The sequence below is a fragment of the Xanthomonas sp. WHRI 1810A genome (assembly GCF_040202885.1).
Classification (GTDB): domain Bacteria; phylum Pseudomonadota; class Gammaproteobacteria; order Pseudomonadales; family Pseudomonadaceae; genus Aquipseudomonas.
Window position 1 is genome coordinate 122,257 of sequence record NZ_JBEGED010000013.1, and the last position, 23,320, is coordinate 145,576.

Genomic DNA, 23,320 nt, shown 5'->3' on the forward strand with positions numbered 1-23,320 from the left:
CTCGCTTCGCTATCAGTGTTAGAGGGCAAGGCCGGCACCCTGGAATGGGGGACGACTTATAGGAACCCCGCCCGACATTGTCAACGACAGGCCTGCACGACGCGCGGTTCAAAATAATTCGAACCCGGCATTGCCGTCCTCCTCTAAAAATGAGCTGCCTGCCCGATCCATCGCAGCATGTATCGCGTCGTCATGCCGGCCAGGCGTGGCGGGGCGCAGGTAACCAGATATCCGCTGCACAACGACAATAACGGGAGGTGCCCATGAGCACGCCGATACTGAACAAGATGTGCCTCAATGGCTATGAAGTGATCAACGTCAATAACGGCCCCTGGCGGGTCTGCACACCCAGTGACCGACTGGGGTCGTTCGGCACCAAAGAGGAAGCGATGGCATTCGCCGCTGCGCTCCCGGGCTTCAAGGAACGCGCGGCACCTGAAACACGCGCCCGCCGATGAGCGGGGCGACAGTTAGAGCCTCGGTATTGCCGAGGCTTTTTACATTGTGTTTCAGAATTGATACCGGACATCGGTGAATTCAGACGCGCATTGCCCTGTCCGACGTAAGGAAGCAGAATGCCATCAACCTCAATAGAGATCGTCATCATGCGCAGTACACTTTCCGTTTTAGCCTTGACCCTCGCGATGTCCCAGGCGGCTTTTGCTGCGGGCGATGGCACGGCAGCAGTAGGCGGCGGCCTGGGCGGTGCGTTGGGTAACGTGCTGGGTCAGCAAATGGGCGGCAGCACCGCCGCGGCAGTCGGTGCAGGTCTTGGCGGGGCAGCCGGCGGCGCGGTAGGCGCCAAGAACGGCAATCGTGTGCAAGGTGCGGTGGGTGGCGGGCTCGGTTCAGCCGGTGGTTCATTGATTGGTAACCAGCTTGGCGGCTCGACCGGCGCCACCATCGGCGCAGGCCTGGGCGGCGCAGCGGGCGGCGCGGTCGGCAACAACCTTGGTGGCAGCGATGGCCACAGCTCCAAGAACAAACGGCACAAACGCAGTCATCGGTAACCGCTGATTGCATGCCGGGTTCGGATGGACATCCGACCCATAAAAAACCGGCTCTGAAGAGGCCGGTTTTTTTGTGCTCTGCCGGGGAGGGCAATGCACCCATGATGCGTGGATCTTCTGGCCCCTAACTCAATGCAGCAAGCACATGTTCCGGATCGTTGTGAATCGCTCTGAGCAACGCACGGGCAGGTCCCTCTGGCTCGCGGCGCCCCTGTTCCCAGTTACGAAGCGTGCCTACGGCAACATCAATGCGCTTGGCAAAGCTTGCCTGGGACAGCCCGGTTGCGAGACGAATCGCCTTTACCTGGAACGCGTCGATATGGAATTCACGAGACGGTTGACGCTCCCCCCGCGCGATCTCATCCATCTGCGTCATGCTTTCCACCAGACGACCAAAAAGATCTTTGTCCATCATTTCCACCCTTTGTTGATAGCGCGAAGCTGCGCCTTCTGGTCGTCGGTCAAGGAATCCAGGATGCCTTTCCGGTAGATCAGTAGCATTCGGATCTGATAGGCGGCGCTGAGGTGATAGTAAATCACGCGGACGCCTCCACGTTTTCCCTTGCCGTTCGCTGCCCAGCGTACCTTTCTCAACCCTCCTGTTCCCTCAATCAAAGCGCCGCACTGAGGCTGTTCAGCAAGATGTCCTTGTAGTGCCCTGTATTCTTCATCATCCAAATGATCCTTGAGCTGAGCGGTGAAAACCGGTGTTTCGATGAAGATCATGCAGTCCCTGCTATGCGTCATTGGCGTACGGGGAATTCTAGGTTGTCGCCTGACAATGATCAACACTGGGGATCCCGTTTTGGCGATGGTTCGTGTTCAGCCGTGATCCTTTTGCTATCGGGCGCGCATTTGCGTCGGGTGACGGCAGGATACTCGCCACACGTCATCCCCCTGTCACGCGTAGCCGCAATAGTTGACGTCCCCCGCGCCATCGGCGCCATTTTCAGGAGGACGTCCCATGCGTATCGACAGCAATCCCCGCTCGGCAGAAAGCAAATCCGCCGCCCTGGAAGCAGGCCAGCGCTTTGAAAAAATCCTCGGCGTTGCCCGCAAGCCCGTCAGCGACAAGAAGACCGCGCCCGGAACGCCCGCTGACAAAGAAGGTTCGCCGTCCCTGGGTGCCACGGCACTAAAAGTCGTGCAGCACGCGGTGGACGGTGCCCAGTCAGATGCCCAGACCTGGGAACAGGAGGGCTACCAAAGCGGGTTCTACGAGCAGAACCGCGAGACCATCGAGACGATCCGCGAGCGCTGGGACAACTGGAACGGCTCCGACAGCATCGTCAGCGATAAGGATTTGAGGAAGTACGCTGCCGACGAAAATCGCAGCCCGGAAGATCGCAAGGCTGCTCAATTCCTGCTCGACAACAAAGGCTTTTTCGACCTGCTGGATACCAAGGCACACAACAACAAGGCCGACGGCAAAATCAGCAATAACGACCTGAACGCGTGGTTGCGCCCTGTTGCCTTCAAAGCCGAAGACGTCGGTGCTTATAAAGATTTCCTGAAAGCCTCGCCGAAGGCAGACGCTACCTCCATCGAGCTGGCCAAACATTCGGCGCTACTGATGGAAAACTTCGATGACATCAGCAGCAAAACCGGCAGCGGCAAAAACCTGACCCGCGAGGCCTTGCAGAAATATCTGGATGAAAACCCGCACGTCAGCGACGACCTGAAGCAGGCCATTACCTTTTGGCTGCAGCCGGGCGCGTTCGAAAATCTTGAAACCAGCGGCAAGCCATTGGAGAGCAAGCCTGACGGCAAGCTCGGCAAGAGCGACATCCAGAACTGGCTGAAGTCCAGCAGCCCCAAAACGGCCGGGGATGCGCTGCTGTTCCTCAACCAGGTGGCGAACGCCAACGCCGTCTCCGGCATCGACACCGCACAGCTGGGCAAGGACGTCTTCGAAAATCCGGGCAACTACACCGTCGAACAGAAGGCGGCGGTGCTGCAGGACCTGCTCAAGGCGCAACAGTTGATCATCGATGGCGCGGCGGCAGGCATGTGGGGTGATGACTACGGCAAGGTGTCCATCGCCAACGCCGTTGGCAGCCATCCCGATCCGAACAAGTTGCTGGACGATGTCAACAGCCATATCGATCAGCTGCAAAGTGACCCCGAGGTGGTCAAATTCCTCAATGAAAGCAGCTCGACGCAGATGGACAAGCTGTTCGAGGCCGACCCCGGCTTGAAGGCGGCGGTGCAAAAAAACTACGACGACATCAAGTCCGGTGCCGCGCTCGACGCGCTGTGTGAAACCCATACCAAGGACGGCAGCACCGATCAGCAGGCCGCGCTGGCCGAGTACTTCTCCAGCGCAACGCTGTATCAGGAAGCGCTCGGCATCAATGATCGGGCAGAGATTCAAAAGGGCGTCGGCGCCTCTCAGCACGCCCAGGCGTTCACGGACTACTACGAGCACTCGCTGGCGTCCGGAACCCGGCTGGAAGAGCTGATGAAGACCGGCACCTTCGAAGAAGCGGTCGGCACCTTCTCCTCGGAGGTCGCACTTTACAATGCCGCGCTGGACCCCGCTGTCACCGCCCGCTTCGACACGCAGTTGAACGATAACTTCAGCCGGATCGGCCGCGACAACGCCATGAAGGACGGCACCTTCGATGACCTCAAAGAAGCCTTGGGCATCAATGGCGGTGAAGAGCTCGATGAAGCGAAAGTCCGGGCGATGGCCGAAGCGCTGATCAAGTCCAACCCCGAGCTGGTCACCAACCAGGATGGCACCGTTGCAACGGCGGACCAGATCGTCGCAGGCATCCGCTCGGACTGGGACATTCTGCGCCAAGGCACCAAGTCGCTGGCGGAGTTGAAGTCGTCCTGGCTCAACCCAGACCTCAAGAATCTCTCTGACAAAGGCGTGCTGCACGGCATCAGCGGCATCTTCATGGCCGGCGTGACCATCGCCAAAGGTGCTCAGAGCGGCGGCAAGCTGACCGAACGAAACATCATCGACATCACCACGGGATCGGTGCTGACCACGACCCTGCTCACCGAGGGCGGGGCCAAGAACCTCAAGAGCTACCTGAAAAACGCCGGCACGGTCCTTGATCCCAAAATCAAAGCGTTCTTCGACGACCCGATCAAGTCGTTGACCAACACCGTCGACACCCTTGAAAGCACGGCCAAAGGCATCGGCGGCCTGGCCGGTATCGTTGCGGGCGCGTACGGCATCTTTGACGGGGTTCAGTCGATTCGCAAAGGCGACGCGGTCGGCGGCGGCATCAGCATCACCTCAGGCGCACTGGCGACATTGTCGGGCCTGGCATCGGCGATAGAGGGCGGCTCAGGCGTTCTTGGCAACCTCGCACTCCGCGCCGCCGTGGCCCCGCTGGCCGGACTGCTCGGCACCTTCGCTGCGGGCGTCGGCGCCGTAGCCCTCTTGCTGCCGGGCCTGATCGCCGAAGGCAAGCGACAGACCCAGCAAGACCACTTCGGCGATCTGCTCGGCGACTACCTGACCCAGTACGAAATCGATGGGGTTGAGAACGGCGATATCAGTGACGTGCCGGATGAGGATTGGCCTGAAAGCGACTAAACGCGAACGCTCTGCCGGGGCCTGAATAGGGCCCCGGCTTGAGGTTTTGATGGCGCCGTCGAAGGTGCCTCCTGCGGTCCACTCAGTTCAGCGCCTTCCGGTCAACAACACGAACAGCCCTTGCCGTGGGACGCTGGGGCGGGCGGCTTGTCAGGATCTAACCGCGCCACGCGATGCGTGAGCAACGTCGGCCGCAGGTTAAGGACCCTCAGGCAAAGGGCGCCGCATTTCCCGCAATGGGCAGGCTCGTTGCGATCGTCCATGGCGCGCCTTTCTTCGAATACACCGCACTGTTCACATTGGTACTCATAGATGCCCATGATCGACGCTGCCCCCGGATGTCGTTTACCAGTACTTGCCCAGCTCGCCGCGGGCCATGAACTGGCCTTGGCCTGTGTTGCCGACCCAGTGGTCGCCATCGACCAATAAACGGCCACGCAGCAGCACCTTCTTGACCCGCCCGTGGACACGGTGGCCTTCGAACAACGTGAAATCGCAGTCGCTGTGCTGTGTTTTGGCGCTGATGGTGTGCGCTTCATTCGGGTCGAATATGACCAGATCGGCATCGCTGCCCACGGCGATCGTGCCTTTGCGTGGGAACAGCCCGAACAGTTTGGCGGGCGCGGTGGACATCAATTCGACGAAGCGATTGAGCGAGATGCGGCCGGTGCGCACGCCGCCGTCATAGACGACGGTCATGCGGGTTTCGACGCCTGGCACGCCGTTGGGTATTTGCGAGAAGTCGTCACGGCCGAGCGGTTTCTGATTGACCTTGCCCAGGTGTCCTTCCTTGAGGCAGTAAGGACAGTGATCGGTTGACACCAGTTGCAGGTCGTCAGTCTTCAAGGCCGTCCACAACGCATTTTGTGAATCCTTGGAGCGCAGGGGCGGACTCATGACGAAGCGTGCGTGTTCGTAACTGTCCTGCTCGTCGGTCTCTGCGTAAGACGATTCGTCGAAGAACAGATAATGCGGGCAGGTCTCCGCGAAGACCGGGATGCCCAGGTCGCGTGCTTCGATTACGTGCTTGAGCGCTTCCTTGGCCGACAAATGGACGAAATACACCGGCGCTTCGGCCAACTCGGCCAGCTTGATGCCGCGGTGCGTGGCTTCACCCTCGAGTATCGCCGGACGGGTCAATGCATGGTGGCGGGGTGAGGTATGACCCTTGGCGATGGCTTCGCGAATGAGCAGGTCGACGACCGTGCCGTTTTCAGCGTGCAGCGCGATCATGCCGCCATGCTGCCCGACCATGCGCATGGCCTGGAAAATCGAGGCATCGTCGGACATCACGGTGCCCGGGTAGGCCATGAACATCTTGAAGCTGGAGACCCCTTCATGGCGAATGGCGTGCTGCATGTCGGCCAGTACCTGAGCGTCCACTTCGGTGATGATGACGTGAAAACCGTAATCGATGTTGGCCTTGCCGGCCGCTTTGGCCTGCGCCCGTTCGAGGGCCTGCAGCGGGCTGGTTCCGCTTAACTGCAAGGCAAAATCGATGATGGTGGTGGTCCCGCCGTAGGCCGCTGAGCGTGTGCCCGACGCGAAGTTGTCCGCCGTCACCGACGGGCCGAAGGTGTTTTCCATGTGGGTATGGCAGTCGACGCCACCTGGAAACACCATCATCCCGGTCGCATCGATCACCTGGGTGTCAGAACTCACGGACAGTTGGCGACCGATGCTGACGATCTGTTCGCCGTCCACCAGGATGTCGGCGACGTAATCGTCGACGGCAGTGATGATGCGGCCACCACGAATCAGGGTAAGGCTCATAGTGCACTCCGGGCTTTAAGGGTGTCGGTGTTGAATGCGCAGGCGTGATTCAGCACATTTTCAAGGTGCGCGTACTGCTGCGTATCCAGCAGTGGCACTGGCGGGCGCACAGCGGCTTCAGGAAACCGGCCGAGCATGTGCAGACAGGCTTTCAGCCGGGCCGTGGCGTGCATACCCGGCGCCTTGCCATAAATCGCCTGGGCCAACGGATACACATAACCGTGCAGGCGTTGGGCTTCGGCCAGATTTTTGTCGGCCACGGCCCGGTAGAGCGCGACGACCAGTTCCGGTACGACTGCCGCGAGGCTGACCACGCTGCCCTCGGTGCCGAGAATGAAGCAGGTCAGCAAGTGTTCGTCGCCCGATGCCATGACCGCCACGTGCGGGGCAACTTCATGGATCAGGCGGCGATTGGCTTCGTAGGCGGCGGTTTCCCAGCTGCCTTCCTTGACCGCGATCACTTCCGGCAGCCTGACAAGCGCGTCGAGCATGTCGGGTGTGTAGGCCATGCCGCCGGTGCCCACCCCAGCCTGATAAAGCATCATCGGCATCCGCGCGTTGGCGTTGGCGATGCGGTGGTGGGTCAACACCGTCGAGACGTCGGTGGACAACGACCAGGAGTAGGGTGGAAACAACAGCACCACATCTGCCCCGGCTTTTTTCGCGTCGTCAGTGTGGGCCTGAGCCTCAAAGCTGTCTTCGCAATTGACGCCGGCGACGAGGATCGTGCGGTCGTCGCAGACCGCCTTGGCAATCTCCACGACCCGACGCTTGTCACTGCGCGACAGGGCAACGTTTTCACCGGCATGCCCGTTGATCAGCAGACCGCAAATGCCATCTACCGATGCAATCTCGCGCAGATAGCGTTCCAGGCTTGCTTCATCGAGATGGCGGCCGTCGTTGTCCAGCGGGCAGGGGGTGGCGGCGTAGACGCCGTTGAACGGGGTTGGATGCGCTGGGATCATGGCAGTAGTCTCACGTGTTCGGGGCAGTGGCGGCAGGCGTCTGGAGCAATCGAGCCGGATCGAAAAGAGGCAGTTCTGTGGTTTCCCCCAGCATGTGTTGGGCAAGCAACTTGCCCATGTACGGGCCGCTGGTATAGCCCGAATGCACGCAGCCGATGACGTAGGCATTGTCGAGGCCGGGGAGGGCCCCGATCATCGGCATGGCATCGGCGGTTTCCGATTCCAGCCCAAGCCAGATGCGCGCCACGCGGGCATTGGCCAGCTCGGGAATGACGTGCTGGGCCAGGCGCAGGTTGCCGATCAGGTTCTTGGGGATTGTCTCGACCCCGCCGCGCTGGCGATCACCGATGCCTTGCCAGCCCCCTCCGATCAGCACGCTACCGTTGGCAAATTGCTTCATCGACAGCAAACCGCTGGCGATGCTGAGCACCGAACGCATCACAGTGGGCATGCGCTCAGTGACGATCAGTTGGTTGACCAGGGTTTTTACCGGGATGTGCAGGCCGAGCATTTCCAGCAGCGGCTCAAGCCAGACGCCGCCTGCCATGACCAGCCGGGAGGCCTGGAATTGGCTGTCTGCCACTTGGCTGTGGATTTGATAGCCACCCTGAGTGCGCTCGATACGGGTGACGGGCGTTTGCTCGACGATGCGCACGCCGGCCTCTGTCAACGCAGCGTGATAAGCGCGTCCGGTCAGGTAGGCACTGGCAAAGCCATCGGTTGCGCAGTAGGCGGCTTCCAGTACCTGATCGCTCAGGCCAGGCTCAATGGTGCGCGCCTGGGCGGGGCTGAGCATGTCGATGTGCGCACCGTACTCACGACGGGCAGCGGCTCGGGCCTTGAGGATTTCCTGCTCGCCAGGGGTATACGCCAGCGACAATCCGGGCGCTGCGGTCGCCAGTACACCATGCCCCAGCCACGTGTCGGTCTGCATCCACATGTCCCAGGCCTTGATGGCATAGGGCACCAACGCGGCGCGGGTCATGTGCAACGTCAGCGTGCCGGCATTGACGCCCGATGCACCGCGGCAGAGCGCGTCGCGTTCGACCAGCACCACACGCATGCCGGCGCGCGCCAGAAACAGCGCGGTGGTGCAACCCATGACGCCGCCGCCGACAACGCAGACATCGAATCCATGAGTGGTTGAATGGGCTTTGTTCACAGCGGAGCCGCCTTGGGAATGGGGATATCGGCGTAGACGAAATCGCCCGTCAGCGCTGCGACCGAGAGGGGACGAAGCGGCGTGCGCGCAGAGAAAATGCCCACCTGATCCCGCGCCGTGTGGTGATGTGCGGCGACGATTTCTGCCGCCACATCGCCACAGGTGCGGCCCTGACAAGGTCCCATTCCGCAGCGCGTCCAGGCTTTCAGCTGGTTGACGTCACGCGCACCTGCGTCGCAGGCCGCATCAATCTCGGCGCGGGTCACGTCTTCGCAGCGGCACACGATGGTGTCCGGGGAAATGCTGTCGACATGGCCAGGACGCAAGGCCATCAGTCGCGCCATCGATCGACCAAAACGGGCGGAGCGCGCATGCAGGGTCTGGGTGGTTTTCAGTGCGGCGCCCAGCTGTGCGGACCGGTCGGGAAGCTGAAACAGCGCGCACGCCAGCCCCGCCAGTGCACCGTGATGGGCCGCCGCTGCGGCACCGGCGATGCCTGCGCCGTCTCCCACCACATAGAGACGCTCGCGGGAAGTCAGGCCGTAGGCATCCGTTTTAGCGACCCAGCCCCCTGATGCACGGGAATAGTGGTGCTCGGCACGCAGCAGGCGAGTGATGTCGGTGGAGGGCGTCAAGCCGTGGCCCACTGTGACGCAATCGACCAGCAGGCTTTTATGTGCGCCGGCGACGGGACGGCCCGCGCTGTCACACGGGGCAAGGACGGCGCGCAATTGTGGTCCGTCCGGCACGACGCTGACCAAGGTGTGGCGAGTGTGCAGCGGTACCCTGGCCCGGCGAATCGCCAGCGCCCACTTGACGCCCTGGCGAAGGATGTCCGGGCGCGACAACAGGGCGGGTGTGGCCCGAGCCCAGTCTGCCGGGCTCGCAAGATCTGCAATGCCCGCCACGGTGCCGCCCGCTTTGAGGATGCCCGCCGCGACGGCGGCCAATAAGGGGCCGCACCCGGCCACCAGGGTGGTTTTGCCCGGCAGGACTTTTTGCGATTTGAGCAGGATGGTTGCGGCGGCCAGCCCGATCACCCCCGGTGTGGTCCAGCCTTCAAAGGGCACGACGCGTTCAGTGGTGCCTGCGGCAACGATCAAGGCTGTGGAGCGGATGCAGATCGGGCCGGCCGGGCCAACGGCGTCTACCTGGAAGTCAGCGGTGACGGCCCATGCCGAATACCCGAAGTAGGTTTTGACCGCACTCTTGTCCAGCGCGGCGCGCAGTGCATGGCCGGCGGTGGCTTCAGGGCTGTCGTCCGAGGCGTCAAAAACGGCGGGCGCCCGGTAGACCTGTCCACCCGCCGCGCCGTTTTCATCGACGATCGCGACGCTCAACCCGGCGCCCGAAGCCGCCAGTGCTGCATTGATGCCTGCAGGCCCCGCGCCCAGCACGATGAGGTCGAAGTCAGTCATGGGCATGAGCCTGCGGCACCACCGAAATGCTGAGGCCCTGCGTGACAGGGGTCTGACACGCCAGCACGCGACGTCCATCCACCATTACCAGGCATTCCTGACACGAGCCCATCAGGCAAAACATGCCCCTGGGTTGTTGTGCTCTTGGGCTTGCGCGTAACACCTTCACGCCGCTGGCGAAAAGCGCCGCCGCAACGCTTTGCCCGGCCAGTGCGGTGTAAGCGCTGCCATCGAAGCGGAAGTCGACGGTCACGCCGCGGTGTACATCTTGCATGACGGTACTCATGGTTGATCGGGCCTTTGGCAAGGGGCTGCTTGACAAGCGATTCGTCATGCTATCGTATATGTTCGGTATACGCAAAATACTCGAACGATAGATTTTTGCACTTCTCGGCCGGTATTTTTCCTTGAGCCAGAAGCATCTTCCCGGAGCAACAGATATGAGATCACCGTCTACGCTGAGCCGTTTGTTCACCGCAGGGATCGTTGCTTGTGCGCTCCTCGGCGCCATGGACGCCAGCGCGCGCTCCCTTGATGAGATCATGGCTTCAAAGAAAATCATCTTCGGCGTCAATCCAAACCTGCCGCCGCTTGGGGTGTATGACGCCCAGAACAACATCGACGGCTTTGATGTCACTGTTGCGCAGAAGATCGCCGATTCATTGGGCGTAAAGCTGGAAATCGTGCCCATCGGTTCCAATGACCGTGTGCCGTTCCTCATGGCGGACAAAATCGACGCGGTCATGGGAGGCATGACACGCAATGCTGACCGGCTCAAGGTGGTGGACTTCACTAACCCGGTGAACACCGAGGTGCTGGGCGTTCTGACCACCGAAGGCAAGCCTTATACCGAATGGACTCAGCTCAACGACCCGGCGGTGCGCCTGGTCCAGGTGCGGGGCACGACGCCCATCAAACTGATTCAGGAAAAACTGCCTAAAGCGCAGTTGCTGATTCTCGACAACTACCCGGATGCCGTTCGTGCGATTTCCCAAGGCCGGGCCGACGCACTGATCGATGTGCTGGACTTCATGCTCAGCTACACCAAGAACTACCCCACTAAGTGGAAGGTCGTCGACGCGCCCATCGAAGTGGACTACGACTGCATCGGCATCCAGAAGGGCAACACGGCCTTGGCCGCTCGCTTGAACACCGAGCTGGCTACATTGCATTCGTCGGGCTTCATTGCAGCAAGCTGGAAGAAATGGTTCGGCAGCGCCATGTTGCACGACCCAACCACCTCGCCGACGGCTCAGTAATTCAACGACAGCAATGACGGTGCGCGCCTGATGGAGCAGGCGCGCCGCGTAGACCGGCAGGAACTTTCCCTGAATGAATCTGAATTTTGAACCGCTGCTTGAGCAGTGGCCCTACCTGCTGGGCGGCGCCTGGATCAGCCTGCAAATAGCGGTGTCAGCGTTTGCGTTGGGCATGATCGTCGGGCTGGTGTGCGCCTCCGTGCTGCGGTACGGGCCGCGCTGGCTGCGCAGGGTGGTCAACGGGTACGTGATTTTTGCCACCAACACGCCCCAGCTTGTGCAGATTTACTTTCTGTTTTTCGCCCTGCCTGAAGTCGGCATCACCCTGTCTCCCTTCACTGCAGTGCTGATTGGCGCAACCTTCAATGCCGGGGCCTACCTGTGCGAGATCCAGCGCGCAGGCTTTGACTCCGTGCGAAGGATGGAGATTGAGGCGGCTGAAGTGATGGGTTTTTCCAGCGTGCAGATCGTGCGTTACGTGATCCTGCCGCACGTGCTGAAAGTGATGTTTGCGCCGTTATCCAATCAGTTCATCGTCATGACGCTTGGGACATCGATGGCCTCGATCTTTGGCGTTGAAGAACTCACCGGGCGCAGTTTCAATCTCAGTTCGCAGACGTATCTGTCGGTGGAAGCCTTTTCGATCGCCGCCGTTCTGTACATCGTCATTACCTTGATCGCGACATTGATGCTGGCAGCGGTTGGGCGTTACGTCTTCCGCGCCAAGCTGAAGGCTTTCTGATGTCCGACGCTCATATGGCTGAACTCGTGCAGCTGTTCTCTTATTACAACGTTCTGTTGTTGCTCAAGGGCCTGCTCGCCACGTTCGTGCTCTCGGTCGTTGGCTGCCTCGCCGGGTTCCTCTTCGGGTTCCTGATTGCCGTTGTGCGCCTGACTCGATCACCGGCCATGGCGCCACTGCGGGCACTGGCCTATCTGTACTGCTTTCTCTTCCGGCGGATCCCGTTCCTGATCACGTTGATGTTGGTGTTTTTCGCCAGCCAGACGTCGAAGCTGGGCCTTTCGACATTTTCGGTAGCACTGGTCAGCGTGTGCCTGATCGCGGCGGCGTACCTGGGGGAGATCATCCGCAGCGGGCTGGAGTCCGTGCACCGCAATCAATGGGAGGCGGCGCAGACCCTCAATTTCAATTACCTGGAAACCCTGCGGTACGTCATCGTGCCTCAGGGCTGGCGGATTATCGTGCCTCCGACGTTCAGCTTCTTCGTGATGTTTATCAAGGACACTGCGCTGGCTTCGCAGATCGGGGTAATGGAGATGACGTCCGCCAGCAATGTGCTGACCAGTAAAGGCTTCTCGGCGGCACTCGTGTACGGAACGATATTGATCCTGTACTTCGCGCTTTCTTACCCGTTGTCGCGCTTTGGTAAGCGCCTGGAGAGAACACTTGCCGCAACTCGAAATCGTTGAGCTCAAGGCGTCGTACGGCGCACAAAGCGTTCTGGAACACATCAATCTGTCGGTAGAGAAAGGTGAGATTGTCAGCCTGATCGGCCCTTCAGGCTCGGGCAAAAGCACGCTGCTGCGTGTACTGATGGGCTTGCTGCCACCGGTCTCCGGCAGCGTCCGGCTGGAGGGGCAGGCGGTGGACTACGGCAACAAAGCCAGCGTTCGTGGCTTGCGCGCGGACATTGCCATCGTGTTTCAGCAGTACAACCTGTTCCAGAACATGACCGTGCTGGAGAACGTCATGATCACGCCCACCAAAATCAAAGGCTGGCCCAGGCAGGAAGTCGAAGCCGACGCGATCCGGCTGCTGAACCGGGTCGGGCTGGGGCATCGACTCAAGGCCTATCCCGACGAGTTGTCGGGCGGTCAGCAGCAGCGCGTGGCGATTGCCCGTGCGTTGGCAGTCAAGCCCAAGGTGCTGCTGCTCGATGAGGTGACTGCCGCGCTCGACCCGGAACTGGTCAACGAGGTGCTGGACACCATCCGTGAGCTGGCGGGTGAGGGCATGACGATGTTTATCGTGTCCCACGAAATGAGCTTCGTGCGGGAAATCTCCTCCAAGGTCGTTTTCATGGCGGACGGCCTCGTCGTCGAAGTCGGCTCGCCGCAGGTCATTTTCGACGCGCCGAACGAACAACGCACCCGAGCATTCGTCGGCAAGATCCTGCGTCATTAATCTCATTCCAAGGACAATTTCATGAGCCAGACGGTTTCATCCGCGCAGCTGTGCACAGCAGTCGACGCCCTTTTCCCGAGCCAGATCGAGTTCCTCGCGGACCTTGTGCGACGTCCTTCCGACAACCCGGCCGGCGACTGTGCCGAGCACGCCGAAGTCACGGCGCTTGCGCTGGAAGCGTTGGGGTTTGTCGTTGAGCGCTACAGCGTGCCGCAGGAGGAAGTCACGGCCGCCGGTATGCTCAGCGCCACCAATCTGGTGGTTCGGCATCGCTTTGGCGACGGCCCGATCATCGCCCTGAACGCGCACGGCGACGTGGTTCCGCCGGGTGAAGGCTGGACTGCCGATCCGTACGGCGCACTCATTCGCGACGGCATGATGTATGGGCGCGGGGCCGCTGTTTCCAAGTCCGATTTTGCAACCTACGCGTTCGCCCTCAAGGCGTTGATCGAATCGGGTGCGCAGTTGGCGGGCACAGTGGAGCTGCACCTGACGTATGACGAGGAAACGGGCGGTTTGATCGGCCCGGCATGGCTGTTGAAGAACGGCATCGTGAAGCCCGATTACGCCATTTGCGCGGGTTTCAGCTATGCAATCACCACCGCGCACAACGGCGCGATCCACCTTGAGGTCGTTGTGCGCGGCAAGTCGGCACACGCCGCCCGGCCAGACACCGGTCATGATGCGATGGAGGCCATAAACACGTTACTGACGGCGCTGTACGCCTATCGCGACACGCTGGTTCACACTCGCTCACAGACACCGGGCATTGAGCATCCCACCCTGGTGGTCGGCTTGATCGAGGGTGGTATCAATACCAACGTCGTGCCCGACCGCGTCACCCTGCGGCTTGATCGACGCGTCATTCCGGAAGAGAAAGCACAGACCGTGCTGCATGAGCTCAAGACGCTGATAGCTTCTGCAGTCGACGGGTTACCGGGCATCACGGCTCACGTGCGGGAAATTCTGGTGACGTCGCCGCTGTACATGCTCGACGGTGCCGAGCGTCTGACGCTTGCATTGCAAAGCGCCGCAAAACAGACCTTGGGGATGGACATCCCCACCGAGGGCGTTCCGCTGTACACCGACGCGCGTTTGTACTGCGAGGCTGGCGTGCCGACCGTTATCTACGGCGCGGGTCCACGCAGCCTGTTGGAGGCGAACGGGCATCGTGCCGACGAGCGCATCGTCCTAGAGGATTTGCGAATCGCCACCCAGACCATCGCGATTACGCTCAATGATGTGCTTGCCCCCGCCTGAAAAGACGTCGCCGGGGGGCAGGCTTTGCGAGCGCTCTAGCTGATCCGGTCAAGCACAAACAAGCGCAGGTTTTGCAGGTGGTTACGCACACTGGCACGGGCGGCGTCGACGTCGCCCGCCAGGTAGGCTTCGAGGATGGCTAGGTGCTCGGCCCGGTCCTCTTCGATTCGGTTGAACGGGCTGACCAGTTCGAAAAGGCGACTGTGGGTGCGCACTTGTTCAATCAGCCGGGCCAGGACCGGGTTGCCTGATGCATGGGCATACATGGTGTGCACTTGATCATCGATCTGCCAGTGCGCCGGTTCCTGCTGGCCCTTGCCCAGTGATTTGAGTTTCTTGATCAACTGCTCGATCTGGCGGTGGTCAATCTTGCCCATGGCCAGTCCGATCGCCTCCATCTCCAGCAACTCCCGAACCTTCATGGTCTGAAAGTATTCCTGCGCGCTGACATACCGCACCGAATAGGAGCGACCGCCGCTGCGCACCAGCAATCCCTCGCCTTCCAGTCGCAGCAATGCCTCGCGAAGAGGTGTGCGGGAGATATTCAGTTCCTCGACCAAGCGACCTTCGACGACAGGACCGCCGGTGCGCAGAACCTTTTCCAGGATCATCCGGCGCAGCGTTTGATAGGCCAGTTCGGCCAATTTGTCGGAGGGAATTGCAATAGGTCGCGTCACGGTCAATCACTCAAAAACTTTGCCGAAGTATACGAGAGATATGCGCTGCTGCGCAGTACACCCGTTGTAGCGAGCAAATGTTCAGGGTCAATCGACAGCCAGAAGAGGTCGTGCGCTGGAGACAGACGCGATCTGATGTTGCCGAAGGCTTCGAATAGAAGGGGCAACATGAAAAGCCGACACGGCATTGGAGGGGGCAGGGGAGGAGATTTGTGTGTTGCGCTGTTGCGCAAACATTTCCAGATTCAGTCACTGTCACCCGCATTGCATGGTCACATCGGTACCGCTGGAAGCCTTGAATAGATTGGAGCGGGTGAAGGGAATCGAACCCTCGTTATCAGCTTGGGAAGCTGGAGTAATGCCATTATACGACACCCGCTTGTCACGCTTTTGGAGCGGCTGACTTTGTACCAGAAGCGGTGCTTTAAATGAAGCGCTAATTTGCGAAGCTGGCAAGTTTCAGCGGCACGGACGCAAAGGCAGAGACCGGCGCGACGGCGGCTGTGGGGCGAACGCCGACGCGTGGGGCCCTTGCGGGTGATCATCATCAGAGGGCGAATGCCGGGTGGCGCTGTTCCTGTCGGTACTGGGATCGGCGAGGCTCGGGGGCGGTTTTCAGAAAGCTCAGCAGCGCGTTTTTCGAGTCCAGGGACGCGGCTTTGTTTTCCATGTCCAGAAAGTGCCCGGCGGACTGGATGGTGCTGAAGTGGCATTCGCGCACATGGTTGGCGAACAGCCGGGCGTCGGGGGCCGCGGTGTATTCGTCCCACTCACCGTTCATGAACAGCACCGGCACGTTGATGCGCTTTGCCAATTTAAGCTGCCCCGGTGCATCGATTTGCAGCACGTGGTTGATGTGGTGGTGCATCTGTGCGTACTCGTGCAGGTCCAGGGAGCTGACGTGTTTGTGGTTGAAGCGCTTGAACAACGGCGGCAGGTGTTTGCCGAGGGTGCTGTTGATCAGGTTGCCCACTTCGTACCGGTCAAACGCGCCAAAGTGCTGGACGCCGCGTTCGAGGTAGTCGCGCAGGGGGTTATTGATGACCGCCGTGAACGAACTGATCACAGCCCTTTCAATGCGCTTGGGCCTGTGCGCCAACGCCACCAGCGCGGCCGCGCCACCCCACGAAAACGACATGATGTGCTCGGCGTTGAAGTGGTCGATCAGCTCCAGCAGGATCTGCCCTTCGACCCCATTGGTCAGCGGCTTTTCATGCAGGTTATGCGGCTTGGATTTGCCGGCGTAGGGTGGGTCGTAGAGCACCACATTGAACTGCGGGTGCAGGTTGCGAACGGTTTGTGCGAACGATGCAGTCGTGGCCAGTGAGCCGTTGACCATGATGATGGTCTTTTCTGCGGCGTCTGCGCGATAGAACTCCGTGTAAACCCGAAACTGGCCCTGTAGATCAAGCACAGCGATTTCTGGCCTCATAGTGTGTCTCCTGACGTGAACAGGTGTGCGCGCAATCAGGTTGCACGTGTCTCGTGACAGGTAGGCATTTGCCTTGTAAAAGGCCCATGTCGATCCGAACGATCTGTTCGACAGGTATTGTTATTGGCGGGCGATTCGCCGACGGCGCGGCCAGGACAGTGGCCAGCACGGCGAAAGGTTTCTTGGAATGGTGCATGACTCGTCAGTCACAGGCGAACCGACGATTGGAGTCAAGCAGGCGACGGGGGATGCCGCAAGTGCCATTCGTACATTGCCAAGCTGTTCGGCAGGGCGGGCAACGAACGTCAGATCAGCGAAATTTCAGCGGTGCTCAACGCCCGGTATTGCCCGGGCTCCAGCTCGGGGTCCAGCGTCAGCGGCCCCATGCTTTCGCGGTGCAGATTCAGCACTTTGTTGTCGAAATGACCGAACATCCGTTTGACCTGGTGGTAGCGTCCTTCGACGATGCTCAGCCGCGCGTGATGGGTGTCGAGCACCGTTAACTGCGCCGGTTGGGTGGTGAGGTTTTCGAAGGCGAAGTAGAAGCCCTCGGCGAATTTCGCGGCGTAGTGCGCGCCGATGGCCTGCTCGGTCTCGACGTAATAAACCTTCGGCAGTTTCGTCGCCGGTTGCGTCAGGCGTCGCGACCACTGCCCGTCATTGGTGATGAGCATCAGGCCCGAGGTGTTGTAATCCAGTCGCCCGGCGATGTGCAGTTCGTGCTTGTCGGGCTCGTCCAGCAGATCAAGCACGGTTGGGTGTTGGGCGTCGACCGTGGCGCTGACGCAGCCCGGTGGCTTGTGCAGCATGAAATAGCGCGACGCTTTGCCGGCCTGCAGCACCTCGTCATCGAACATCACGCAGCTGAATTCACGCACGTCGTGGTGAGGGTCGGCGACGGTCTGGCCATCGACTTTCACGCGGCCAGCCGTCAGCGCAAACCGGACGTCCTTGCGGTTGAAACGGGGCAGGTTGCTGAGAAAACGGTCGAGGCGCATGGCGTAATGGGTGTCAGTCGGCAGGAGCGATGTTGACGGGCAAGGCATTGTCCGCGGGCTCGGCTTGGGACACACCCGCGCAGCGTGGACACAGGCACGCGGCATTGCGTAGCGCTTGCGGCAGCGATGCGAGCACCGCCGGGTCGATCTGCGCAGAAAAGCACCAGCAGGGGTTGGCTGCCGTGCGCGGGTCCGCCAGGGTGCAGCGGTTACTGAAACCGCAGACAGGGCAAATGTCGGCACGTGGCGAGTCGAGCGTCGAGCGAAGGGGCATGACCGATCCGGTTTCAGGGCATTTCAGACGATTGCGCATGCTAGCGTGCCAACACCGTGGGCGCCATGACCTGTCGCGCCTTCGGGCGGGCAGTTCACGGGCTGATCGGGACGCTGCCTCCCGGCGCCTTGAAAGCCGGGGCCCGACCCAGCGCTGAACTGACCGCCGAGCAGCGGCAGTGCAGGAGCAGGATGTGATCGTAATGAATGCCTTGCCGGGCCAGTGCGCCGAACAGGGTTTCCAGCGACGGGTTGCGGGTGCCGAAGCGGTTTCTCACCGTCAGGACATCCATCGGCGTGGACATCAGTTGGCCGTAAAACGGTGACGCGTTCGAATACCGGACCACGTTGCTGATGTCGCGATAGCTTTCGTAGCGCTCACTTTGAAACTTGCCCAGCGTGTAGTTTTTTACCTTGCCCAGTTGTGACGTGCCCGCCAGCGCCTTGTGGGTCAGTTGCCAGGCCGGCAGTTGACTGGAAGCCGGCCCCGGCATGTTTTCGCCAGCCTTGAGCAGCGAAAACGGCTGAATGTTCTGGCTCACGACCCGGTGCAGGCGAGGGTCCACCAACTCGAATCCGTGGGGCGCGTAGGTGCGCAGTTCGGTGCCATTGGGTATCGCGGCGGTTTTGCTCCATGGCAGGTAATAGCCGTGGGTGCTGACCACCAGCGTTCTGGCCTGGGCCCGTTCCGAGGTCCACAGCAGAAACTTGCCTTCCAGTTTCCAGGCCTTCACCGGCAGCGTGGCGAAGTGGCCGGAACCCGGAATCGTCCAGGTTTTGAGCAGGCTGCCGCTGGAGAAGAAGCGCTCCAGTTGCGTCCTGCGCCCCCGCATGGAGCGTTGCAGCAAGGTGCTGAAGCTTCGTTGGCTGACCGATGCCAGGGGCGCTGCGGCTTTGCTCGTCGTAGTGAAGGTCCGAAACGCCCGTAACAGACCTGGCGTCAGGACACCGGTTTGCAAAAGGCCCAATGACAGGGCACTCAGCAGCAGCTGCCGTTTTTCCTTGTCTCGATTGCCCGGCAGGTTCGCCGCGCGAGCATCCAGATAGAGCGTGCCGGCAGCGGTGACCATCGATGCGACGGCGGCGGGCGACAACAGCACTGAAAGCGGCGCGAGCATGAGTTGCAGGTGGTTAAGCCGTTTGCTCCACTCGCGCAATGACACCTGCGCGGATGTCGTCACGCTGTCCTGCGCGTCATCCAGTGAGTTGCGGCGCATGACCTGGCACATGAACACGAACGGCGAGAGCGTCAGCGGATGTTCGCAGAATTCCCTCGCCTGGGCCTGATGAACGTCTTCGTGATAAAGCGCATTCAGCCATGGTCGCAAGTCCGACAGCGGTTTGGGCGCTGCGCGCACCTGGCCCCAGAGCGTAAGGATATAGTCCAGGCGCGCGTGCTGGCTCAGCGGCACGTAACGAAGCAACGTCTGGCGCCACTGCGCGTCGGCGGCGGCGCGGGCCAGGTGCGCGACAAGCTCATCGCGGTGCTGGAACTCGATGAAGGGCTCCTCCTGCCCGGGCTGATACAGGACACGCCCCGGGTTTTGGTCGTGGCTGAAGACCAGCAGCCCGATGCAGCCATCGCAATGCGTGCTCGGTAGCAGCGATCGCTGTAAGTGAAATCCCAGTGCCGACCACTGTGTGCTGCGTTCTCGGGGTTCGGTTTCTGAGTCCTCCAGCACCTGAGTGAGCAGGTCAAAGCCGGCACGCGACAGCGTTCCGCGTTTCAGACTCACCAGCGCCTGACCCACGAATGTCTGGCGCAGCGAACGTTCGACCTCGGTGCCCTGTCGGTCCCAGAAGCGTTGCAGCTGCTGCGTCATGACCCCCAGAAAATCGATGTCCCGGATGTGCTGTTCGATGGTTTCGGCGCCGATGGGCACCTCGTTTATCGCAGACCATTGACCCTTTGAGGTGCGGTCGATGTACACCGCTGTCCGCCCGCCTTCATCGATATAGCCCACCGGGTGCTCGACGCGGTAGTTGTCCACCAGCGCCTGATCCAGCGCGACCGGCAACAGGCTGGGCGCGCGAACTTCTGTCACCGGTGCTCGCGCGTGGCCCAAGGGTGTGGTGGATGATCCGGGCAGGTAACGGATGAACACCTGATCCGGGTTCGCATCCAGCGCGTAATTGTCGTTGAGCCAGCGCTTCATCATGTGGTTGGCGGTCTGCAACGCGACGGGAATTCGCGAGCGGATATCGGCGTGTTCGTCCCAGATATCCAGTGCAGCAACGTGCTTGAGACTGCGCTGGATCGGCATGAGTACGCTGTCGGCCGCATCAAGTCCCTCCGGTTTCAGGCACTCGGCCACAAAGGCCTGTTGCGCCAATGTCAGCGCACGAAACACATCGCCGCTGCAGTCGCGCAGGCCCAGACCGGTAGCGTGGTCGATACGGGGGACGGCGTCGAGATAGCTTCTGTGCCAGGGCGAGCGATTCAACGCGTCAAGCAACGGCGGTTCGCGCCATGGCGCATCGGCGCTGATGTATTCAATGCACTGCGGCTCTTCCCCCAAAACGTGGAGGTAGCAGTGGTCGGTGTTTCTGGATTTGAGCTGAAAAATGCCCGGAACGGTCCGGCCGTTCAGCTCCACCAAGCCAACCACCGAGAGCCGGGCAACGCTCTCGGCATCCAGGCTCGCAAGGCTGTCGGGAAACGTACTCAGCCCCAGCGTATCCAGAGCGAGCCGGTAGCCATCAGCGCTGATCCGGCGCTGGCTGCGCAGTTGGCACAGCCCGTCGATGAACGAGCACCTGGCGAGCAGGTGATAGGTGCGTTCGTGTTTTGCCCAGAACGTGTTGAGCAGCCCTTGGTAGTCCTCGGTCCATGTGGATTGCGTGATCAGCCGGATCAGTTTTTTCAGGGTCAATTCCGGCGTGTCCGGGTGCAGCGGGCGGTCCGCTTCCATGCTCCGCATCAGCCCGAGAAAGGTGGCAGGGTCCAGAGATGTTCTCGCCAGTTCGGCCACGCTCAGGCGGCATTCATGACGTTCGACCCCGTCAGGGCTCACGCCGGGCTGGGCGTCGGTGGAGAAATCGATGTGCAGCGTATGAGGACGCAACCGGTCACTGCCGTGCTCGGCCAGGAGCGTCGTGCACTGTTCGTCGATGTAATCGTCGGGCCCTGGCGGACAGTCCATGTCGAGCTGGTACGCCTTCAGCACCCACGGCGAGCCCTTGAGCAGTTGCGCAATCGGGCTGCGTCGCTGCCGCGCCAGTGCCTTGCGGTTGAAGTGATGAACGCCCTCGGTCGGCACGGCGGGAACAAGCGGCGCGGTGTACGCCGGGAACGGCGACACCGCGTAGTCGGGAGAAGGTCGGGAGTCGTTGCTTTCAAGGGCCAGCCCATCGCGGGGCGGTGCGTTCCAATGGTCGTTCATGGGGGGACAGTGACGGCGTGATGGGGGCGCTCACTATGTCGCAAAAGATTTTTTGTCTGGGTTACGTATGTACCGCAGCTCACGCGAAATATGCAGGAGCGAACGTGTTCGCGAAGCGTTGCGCCTGACACGCCGCGTTGTCCGATTCGCCAACAAGTTGGCTCCTACAGAAAAAGGGGCGTTAGCCCTTCAGATAACGGCGCCACCCGCCGAAATGGCTGATGTCTTTCGCGCCCTCAAGCCCATACTGTTCACAGATGAAACCCGTCTCCCAGCGACCATCGGCGAGCTGCACTTTGCCCAGCCCCAACGGCGCCGGGATGCCGGTCAGAAACGAGCCCAGCTCGCGACTCGGCAGTTCCCAGACCTCGACCTCGATGGCCACGCCGCCCTGATCGACCCGCACCATGCCCGGCCGAAACGGCGGGCCGCCGGCCAGTGCATACAGCTGATAGTCCGGCGAGCTGTGGGTCGCTTCAATCAGGCGCGCGCCCCTTTGTTTGAGCTGCCAGTTCAACGCCAGGCCGTCCAGGTGCGCGCCGCAGACCACCAAGCGTGCAACGTCACTGCGCGCCGCCTGACTCGGAGCATTTGCAGCCAGCGCCTGCCCGCCAATCAGCGGCAATCCTGTCTCCCCTTGCAGGGCCTGGGCGACGCTGAGCAGGTATTGATCGGTGAACGCGCGGCCAAACAGGGTCACGCCCCACGGCATGCCGTTGTCCATGAACGTGCTTGGCACGGCGATGGCGGCGTAATCCAGCAAATTGACGAAGTTGGTGTAATAACCCAGTTCCGAGTTGCGCAGCACCGGTTCGGCGTCCAGTTCGGCCAGCGTGACCGGGCGGCCGATGGTGGGCGTTACCACGCAGTCCAGGCCTTCCAGCAGGGCGTCGCATTGCGCTTTGAGCACTTGCAGGCGGTATTGCGCGCGGAAGGTCTGCACGCCGGTCACCGTCGGGGCTTTGGCGAGCACCGCGCGAATCACCGGCAACACCGCGTCCGGATTCGTCGTGAGCAGTTCTTCCACCACGCTGTAGCGCTCGGCGACCCACGGGCCTTCGTACAACAGGCGCGCAGCTTCCAGGAACGGCGAGAGATCAAGTGTCACCGCTTCGCCGCCCAGCGCGATCAGTCGATCAATGGCATCGCCAAACAAACGCGGGCCCTGGGAGCAGCCGAAAAATTCCAGATCCTCAGTGCGGGGCACGCCGAAGCGGAACGGGCGCGGCGTGCCGAACGCCGATCCGTCGTTCCACGAAGGGTTGCTGCGGCTGTATTCATCGCGCGCATCCAGGCGGGCCGTGAGGGCCAGTAACTGGCTGGCTTCCTGGGCGGTGGCGGTGAAGGTGGTCACGCAGTCCAGGGTGCGGCAGGCAGGCACAACCCCGCCGGTTGAAATCAGACCTTTCGTGGCCTTCATGCCCACCAGATTGTTCAGCCCGGCCGGCACGCGGCCTGAGCCTGCGGTGTCGGTGCCCAGGGAAAAACTCGAAACCCCCAGCGCCACGGCCAGGGACGATCCCGCGCTTGAACCCCCGGCCGGATAGTCCATGTTCACGCTGTTGGGGCAGGCGCCGTAGGGTGAGCGGCTGCCGTTCAAGCCGGTGGCGAACTGGTCCAGATTGGTCTTGCCCAGCGGGATCGCGCCCAGGCTGAGCAATTGCTCGACAATGGTCGCCGAGCGCTCGGGGGTGTACGCGAAATCAGGGCACGCCGCCGTGGTGGGAATCCCGGCCAGGTCGATGTTGTCCTTGATCGAAAACGGCACGCCATACAGCGCCAGGTCCTTCAGTTCTCGGCCTTCCAGCGCTGACAAGTACGGCTCCAGCTCTTCGACGCTCAGCAGGTGGATAAACAGGTGGTAATCGGGGTTCAGCGCCGCGGCTTTTTCCCGTAGTGACAGGATCAGCTGGCGCGGTGTCTGGCTGCCGTTTTCATAGGCGGCACGCACGCTGTCCAGCCGCAGGTCGAACGAAGACGTGTTCTGGTTCATGGCTCTATTCCGTAG

General features: G+C 61.3%; 22 protein-coding genes and 1 tRNA gene. 8 read left to right on the forward strand and 15 right to left on the reverse strand.

The genetic code is table 11. The features are described from left to right. The first annotated feature begins 263 nt into the window (after positions 1–263). Together ABQX22_RS19185 and ABQX22_RS19190 are read left to right on the forward strand one after the other, a co-directional pair. Positions 264–458, forward strand: coding sequence for a hypothetical protein (locus tag ABQX22_RS19185; RefSeq protein ID WP_349801427.1), 195 nt, complete (start codon positions 264–266; stop codon positions 456–458). A gap of 117 nt (positions 459–575) precedes the next feature. Continuing rightward, on the forward strand, positions 576–1,010 hold the full coding sequence (locus ABQX22_RS19190; protein ID WP_349801428.1) for a DNA transfer protein p32: 435 nt from the start codon (positions 576–578) through the stop codon (positions 1,008–1,010). A gap of 124 nt (positions 1,011–1,134) precedes the next feature. On the opposite strand, the gene ABQX22_RS19195 is transcribed toward ABQX22_RS19190, so the two are convergent. Then, positions 1,135–1,422, reverse strand: coding sequence for a helix-turn-helix domain-containing protein (locus tag ABQX22_RS19195; RefSeq protein WP_349801429.1), 288 nt, complete (start codon positions 1,420–1,422; stop codon positions 1,135–1,137). Then, positions 1,422–1,736 (reverse strand): hypothetical protein, encoded by a 315-nt coding sequence (locus tag ABQX22_RS19200; RefSeq protein ID WP_349801430.1) that lies wholly within the window; start codon positions 1,734–1,736, stop codon positions 1,422–1,424. The genes ABQX22_RS19195 and ABQX22_RS19200 overlap by 1 nt, the downstream gene beginning before the upstream one ends. Positions 1,737–1,974: 238 nt before the next feature. Here ABQX22_RS19200 and ABQX22_RS19205 point away from each other — a divergent pair, with 238 nt between their 5' ends. Next, positions 1,975–4,566, forward strand: coding sequence for a type III effector HrpK domain-containing protein (locus tag ABQX22_RS19205; RefSeq protein WP_349801431.1), 2,592 nt, complete (start codon positions 1,975–1,977; stop codon positions 4,564–4,566). A 101-nt stretch (positions 4,567–4,667) separates the two neighbouring features. On the opposite strand, the gene ABQX22_RS26990 is transcribed toward ABQX22_RS19205, so the two are convergent. Genes ABQX22_RS26990 through ABQX22_RS19230 form a run of 6 tightly spaced genes read right to left on the reverse strand, consistent with a single transcriptional unit; the run spans position 4,668 to position 10,158 of the window. After that, the gene (locus ABQX22_RS26990; protein WP_441005312.1) at positions 4,668–4,985 is read right to left on the reverse strand and encodes an FmdB family zinc ribbon protein; all 318 of its coding nucleotides are present in this window, start codon (positions 4,983–4,985) and stop codon (positions 4,668–4,670) included. Further along, complete coding sequence (gene hydA / locus ABQX22_RS19210) at positions 4,912–6,339, reverse strand: dihydropyrimidinase (protein WP_349801432.1); 1,428 nt, start codon at positions 6,337–6,339, stop codon at positions 4,912–4,914. Before hydA ends, ABQX22_RS26990 begins: the two co-directional genes overlap by 74 nt. Then, positions 6,336–7,304: a dihydrodipicolinate synthase family protein gene (locus ABQX22_RS19215; RefSeq protein ID WP_349801433.1), complete on the reverse strand. Its 969-nt coding sequence runs from the start codon at positions 7,302–7,304 to the stop codon at positions 6,336–6,338. Before ABQX22_RS19215 ends, hydA begins: the two co-directional genes overlap by 4 nt. A gap of 10 nt (positions 7,305–7,314) precedes the next feature. Beyond that, positions 7,315–8,466, reverse strand: coding sequence for an NAD(P)/FAD-dependent oxidoreductase (locus ABQX22_RS19220; protein WP_349801434.1), 1,152 nt, complete (start codon positions 8,464–8,466; stop codon positions 7,315–7,317). Continuing rightward, entirely contained in the window at positions 8,463–9,884 is a 1,422-nt protein-coding gene (locus ABQX22_RS19225; protein ID WP_349801435.1) for an NAD(P)/FAD-dependent oxidoreductase, read from the reverse strand. Before ABQX22_RS19225 ends, ABQX22_RS19220 begins: the two co-directional genes overlap by 4 nt. Beyond that, on the reverse strand, positions 9,877–10,158 hold the full coding sequence (locus ABQX22_RS19230) for a (2Fe-2S)-binding protein (protein ID WP_349801436.1): 282 nt from the start codon (positions 10,156–10,158) through the stop codon (positions 9,877–9,879). Before ABQX22_RS19230 ends, ABQX22_RS19225 begins: the two co-directional genes overlap by 8 nt. A gap of 166 nt (positions 10,159–10,324) precedes the next feature. On the opposite strand from ABQX22_RS19230, the gene ABQX22_RS19235 reads away from it, so the two are divergent. From ABQX22_RS19235 to ABQX22_RS19255, 5 genes are all read left to right on the forward strand, one after another. Continuing rightward, positions 10,325–11,143 carry a transporter substrate-binding domain-containing protein gene (locus ABQX22_RS19235; RefSeq protein WP_349801437.1) on the forward strand — a complete coding sequence of 273 codons (819 nt, stop codon included), beginning with the start codon at positions 10,325–10,327 and terminating at the stop codon, positions 11,141–11,143. A 73-nt stretch (positions 11,144–11,216) separates the two neighbouring features. Next, on the forward strand, positions 11,217–11,885 hold the full coding sequence (locus tag ABQX22_RS19240) for an amino acid ABC transporter permease (RefSeq protein ID WP_349801438.1): 669 nt from the start codon (positions 11,217–11,219) through the stop codon (positions 11,883–11,885). Further along, the gene (locus tag ABQX22_RS19245; RefSeq protein WP_349801439.1) at positions 11,885–12,574 is read left to right on the forward strand and encodes an amino acid ABC transporter permease; all 690 of its coding nucleotides are present in this window, start codon (positions 11,885–11,887) and stop codon (positions 12,572–12,574) included. Before ABQX22_RS19240 ends, ABQX22_RS19245 begins: the two co-directional genes overlap by 1 nt. After that, on the forward strand, positions 12,552–13,289 hold the full coding sequence (locus ABQX22_RS19250; RefSeq protein WP_349801440.1) for an amino acid ABC transporter ATP-binding protein: 738 nt from the start codon (positions 12,552–12,554) through the stop codon (positions 13,287–13,289). Before ABQX22_RS19245 ends, ABQX22_RS19250 begins: the two co-directional genes overlap by 23 nt. Before the next feature lie 21 nt (positions 13,290–13,310). Continuing rightward, positions 13,311–14,549: an ArgE/DapE family deacylase gene (locus tag ABQX22_RS19255; RefSeq protein WP_349801441.1), complete on the forward strand. Its 1,239-nt coding sequence runs from the start codon at positions 13,311–13,313 to the stop codon at positions 14,547–14,549. 35 nt (positions 14,550–14,584) lie between these two features. Here the strand turns inward: ABQX22_RS19255 and ABQX22_RS19260 are convergent, their stop codons facing one another. The 7 genes from ABQX22_RS19260 to atzF form a co-directional block, all read right to left on the reverse strand. Further along, the gene (locus ABQX22_RS19260; RefSeq protein WP_349801442.1) at positions 14,585–15,226 is read right to left on the reverse strand and encodes a GntR family transcriptional regulator; all 642 of its coding nucleotides are present in this window, start codon (positions 15,224–15,226) and stop codon (positions 14,585–14,587) included. Positions 15,227–15,531: 305 nt separating this feature from the next. Then, a tRNA-Gly gene (locus tag ABQX22_RS19265) sits at positions 15,532–15,605 on the reverse strand. A gap of 168 nt (positions 15,606–15,773) precedes the next feature. After that, positions 15,774–16,658, reverse strand: a complete 885-nt coding sequence (locus tag ABQX22_RS19270) for an alpha/beta fold hydrolase (protein ID WP_349801443.1) — start codon at positions 16,656–16,658, stop codon at positions 15,774–15,776. Between the two features lie 305 nt (positions 16,659–16,963). Further along, a complete protein-coding gene (locus ABQX22_RS19275; protein WP_349801444.1) occupies positions 16,964–17,656 on the reverse strand; it encodes a pseudouridine synthase in 693 nt (230 codons plus the stop codon). Positions 17,657–17,669: 13 nt separating this feature from the next. Beyond that, on the reverse strand, positions 17,670–17,930 hold the full coding sequence (locus ABQX22_RS19280) for a cysteine-rich CWC family protein (RefSeq protein ID WP_349801445.1): 261 nt from the start codon (positions 17,928–17,930) through the stop codon (positions 17,670–17,672). A 94-nt stretch (positions 17,931–18,024) separates the two neighbouring features. Next, complete coding sequence (locus ABQX22_RS19285; protein WP_349801446.1) at positions 18,025–21,312, reverse strand: dermonecrotic toxin domain-containing protein; 3,288 nt, start codon at positions 21,310–21,312, stop codon at positions 18,025–18,027. 181 nt (positions 21,313–21,493) lie between these two features. Next, on the reverse strand, positions 21,494–23,305 hold the full coding sequence (gene atzF / locus ABQX22_RS19290) for an allophanate hydrolase (protein ID WP_349801447.1): 1,812 nt from the start codon (positions 23,303–23,305) through the stop codon (positions 21,494–21,496). Between the last annotated feature and the right edge of the window lie 15 nt (positions 23,306–23,320).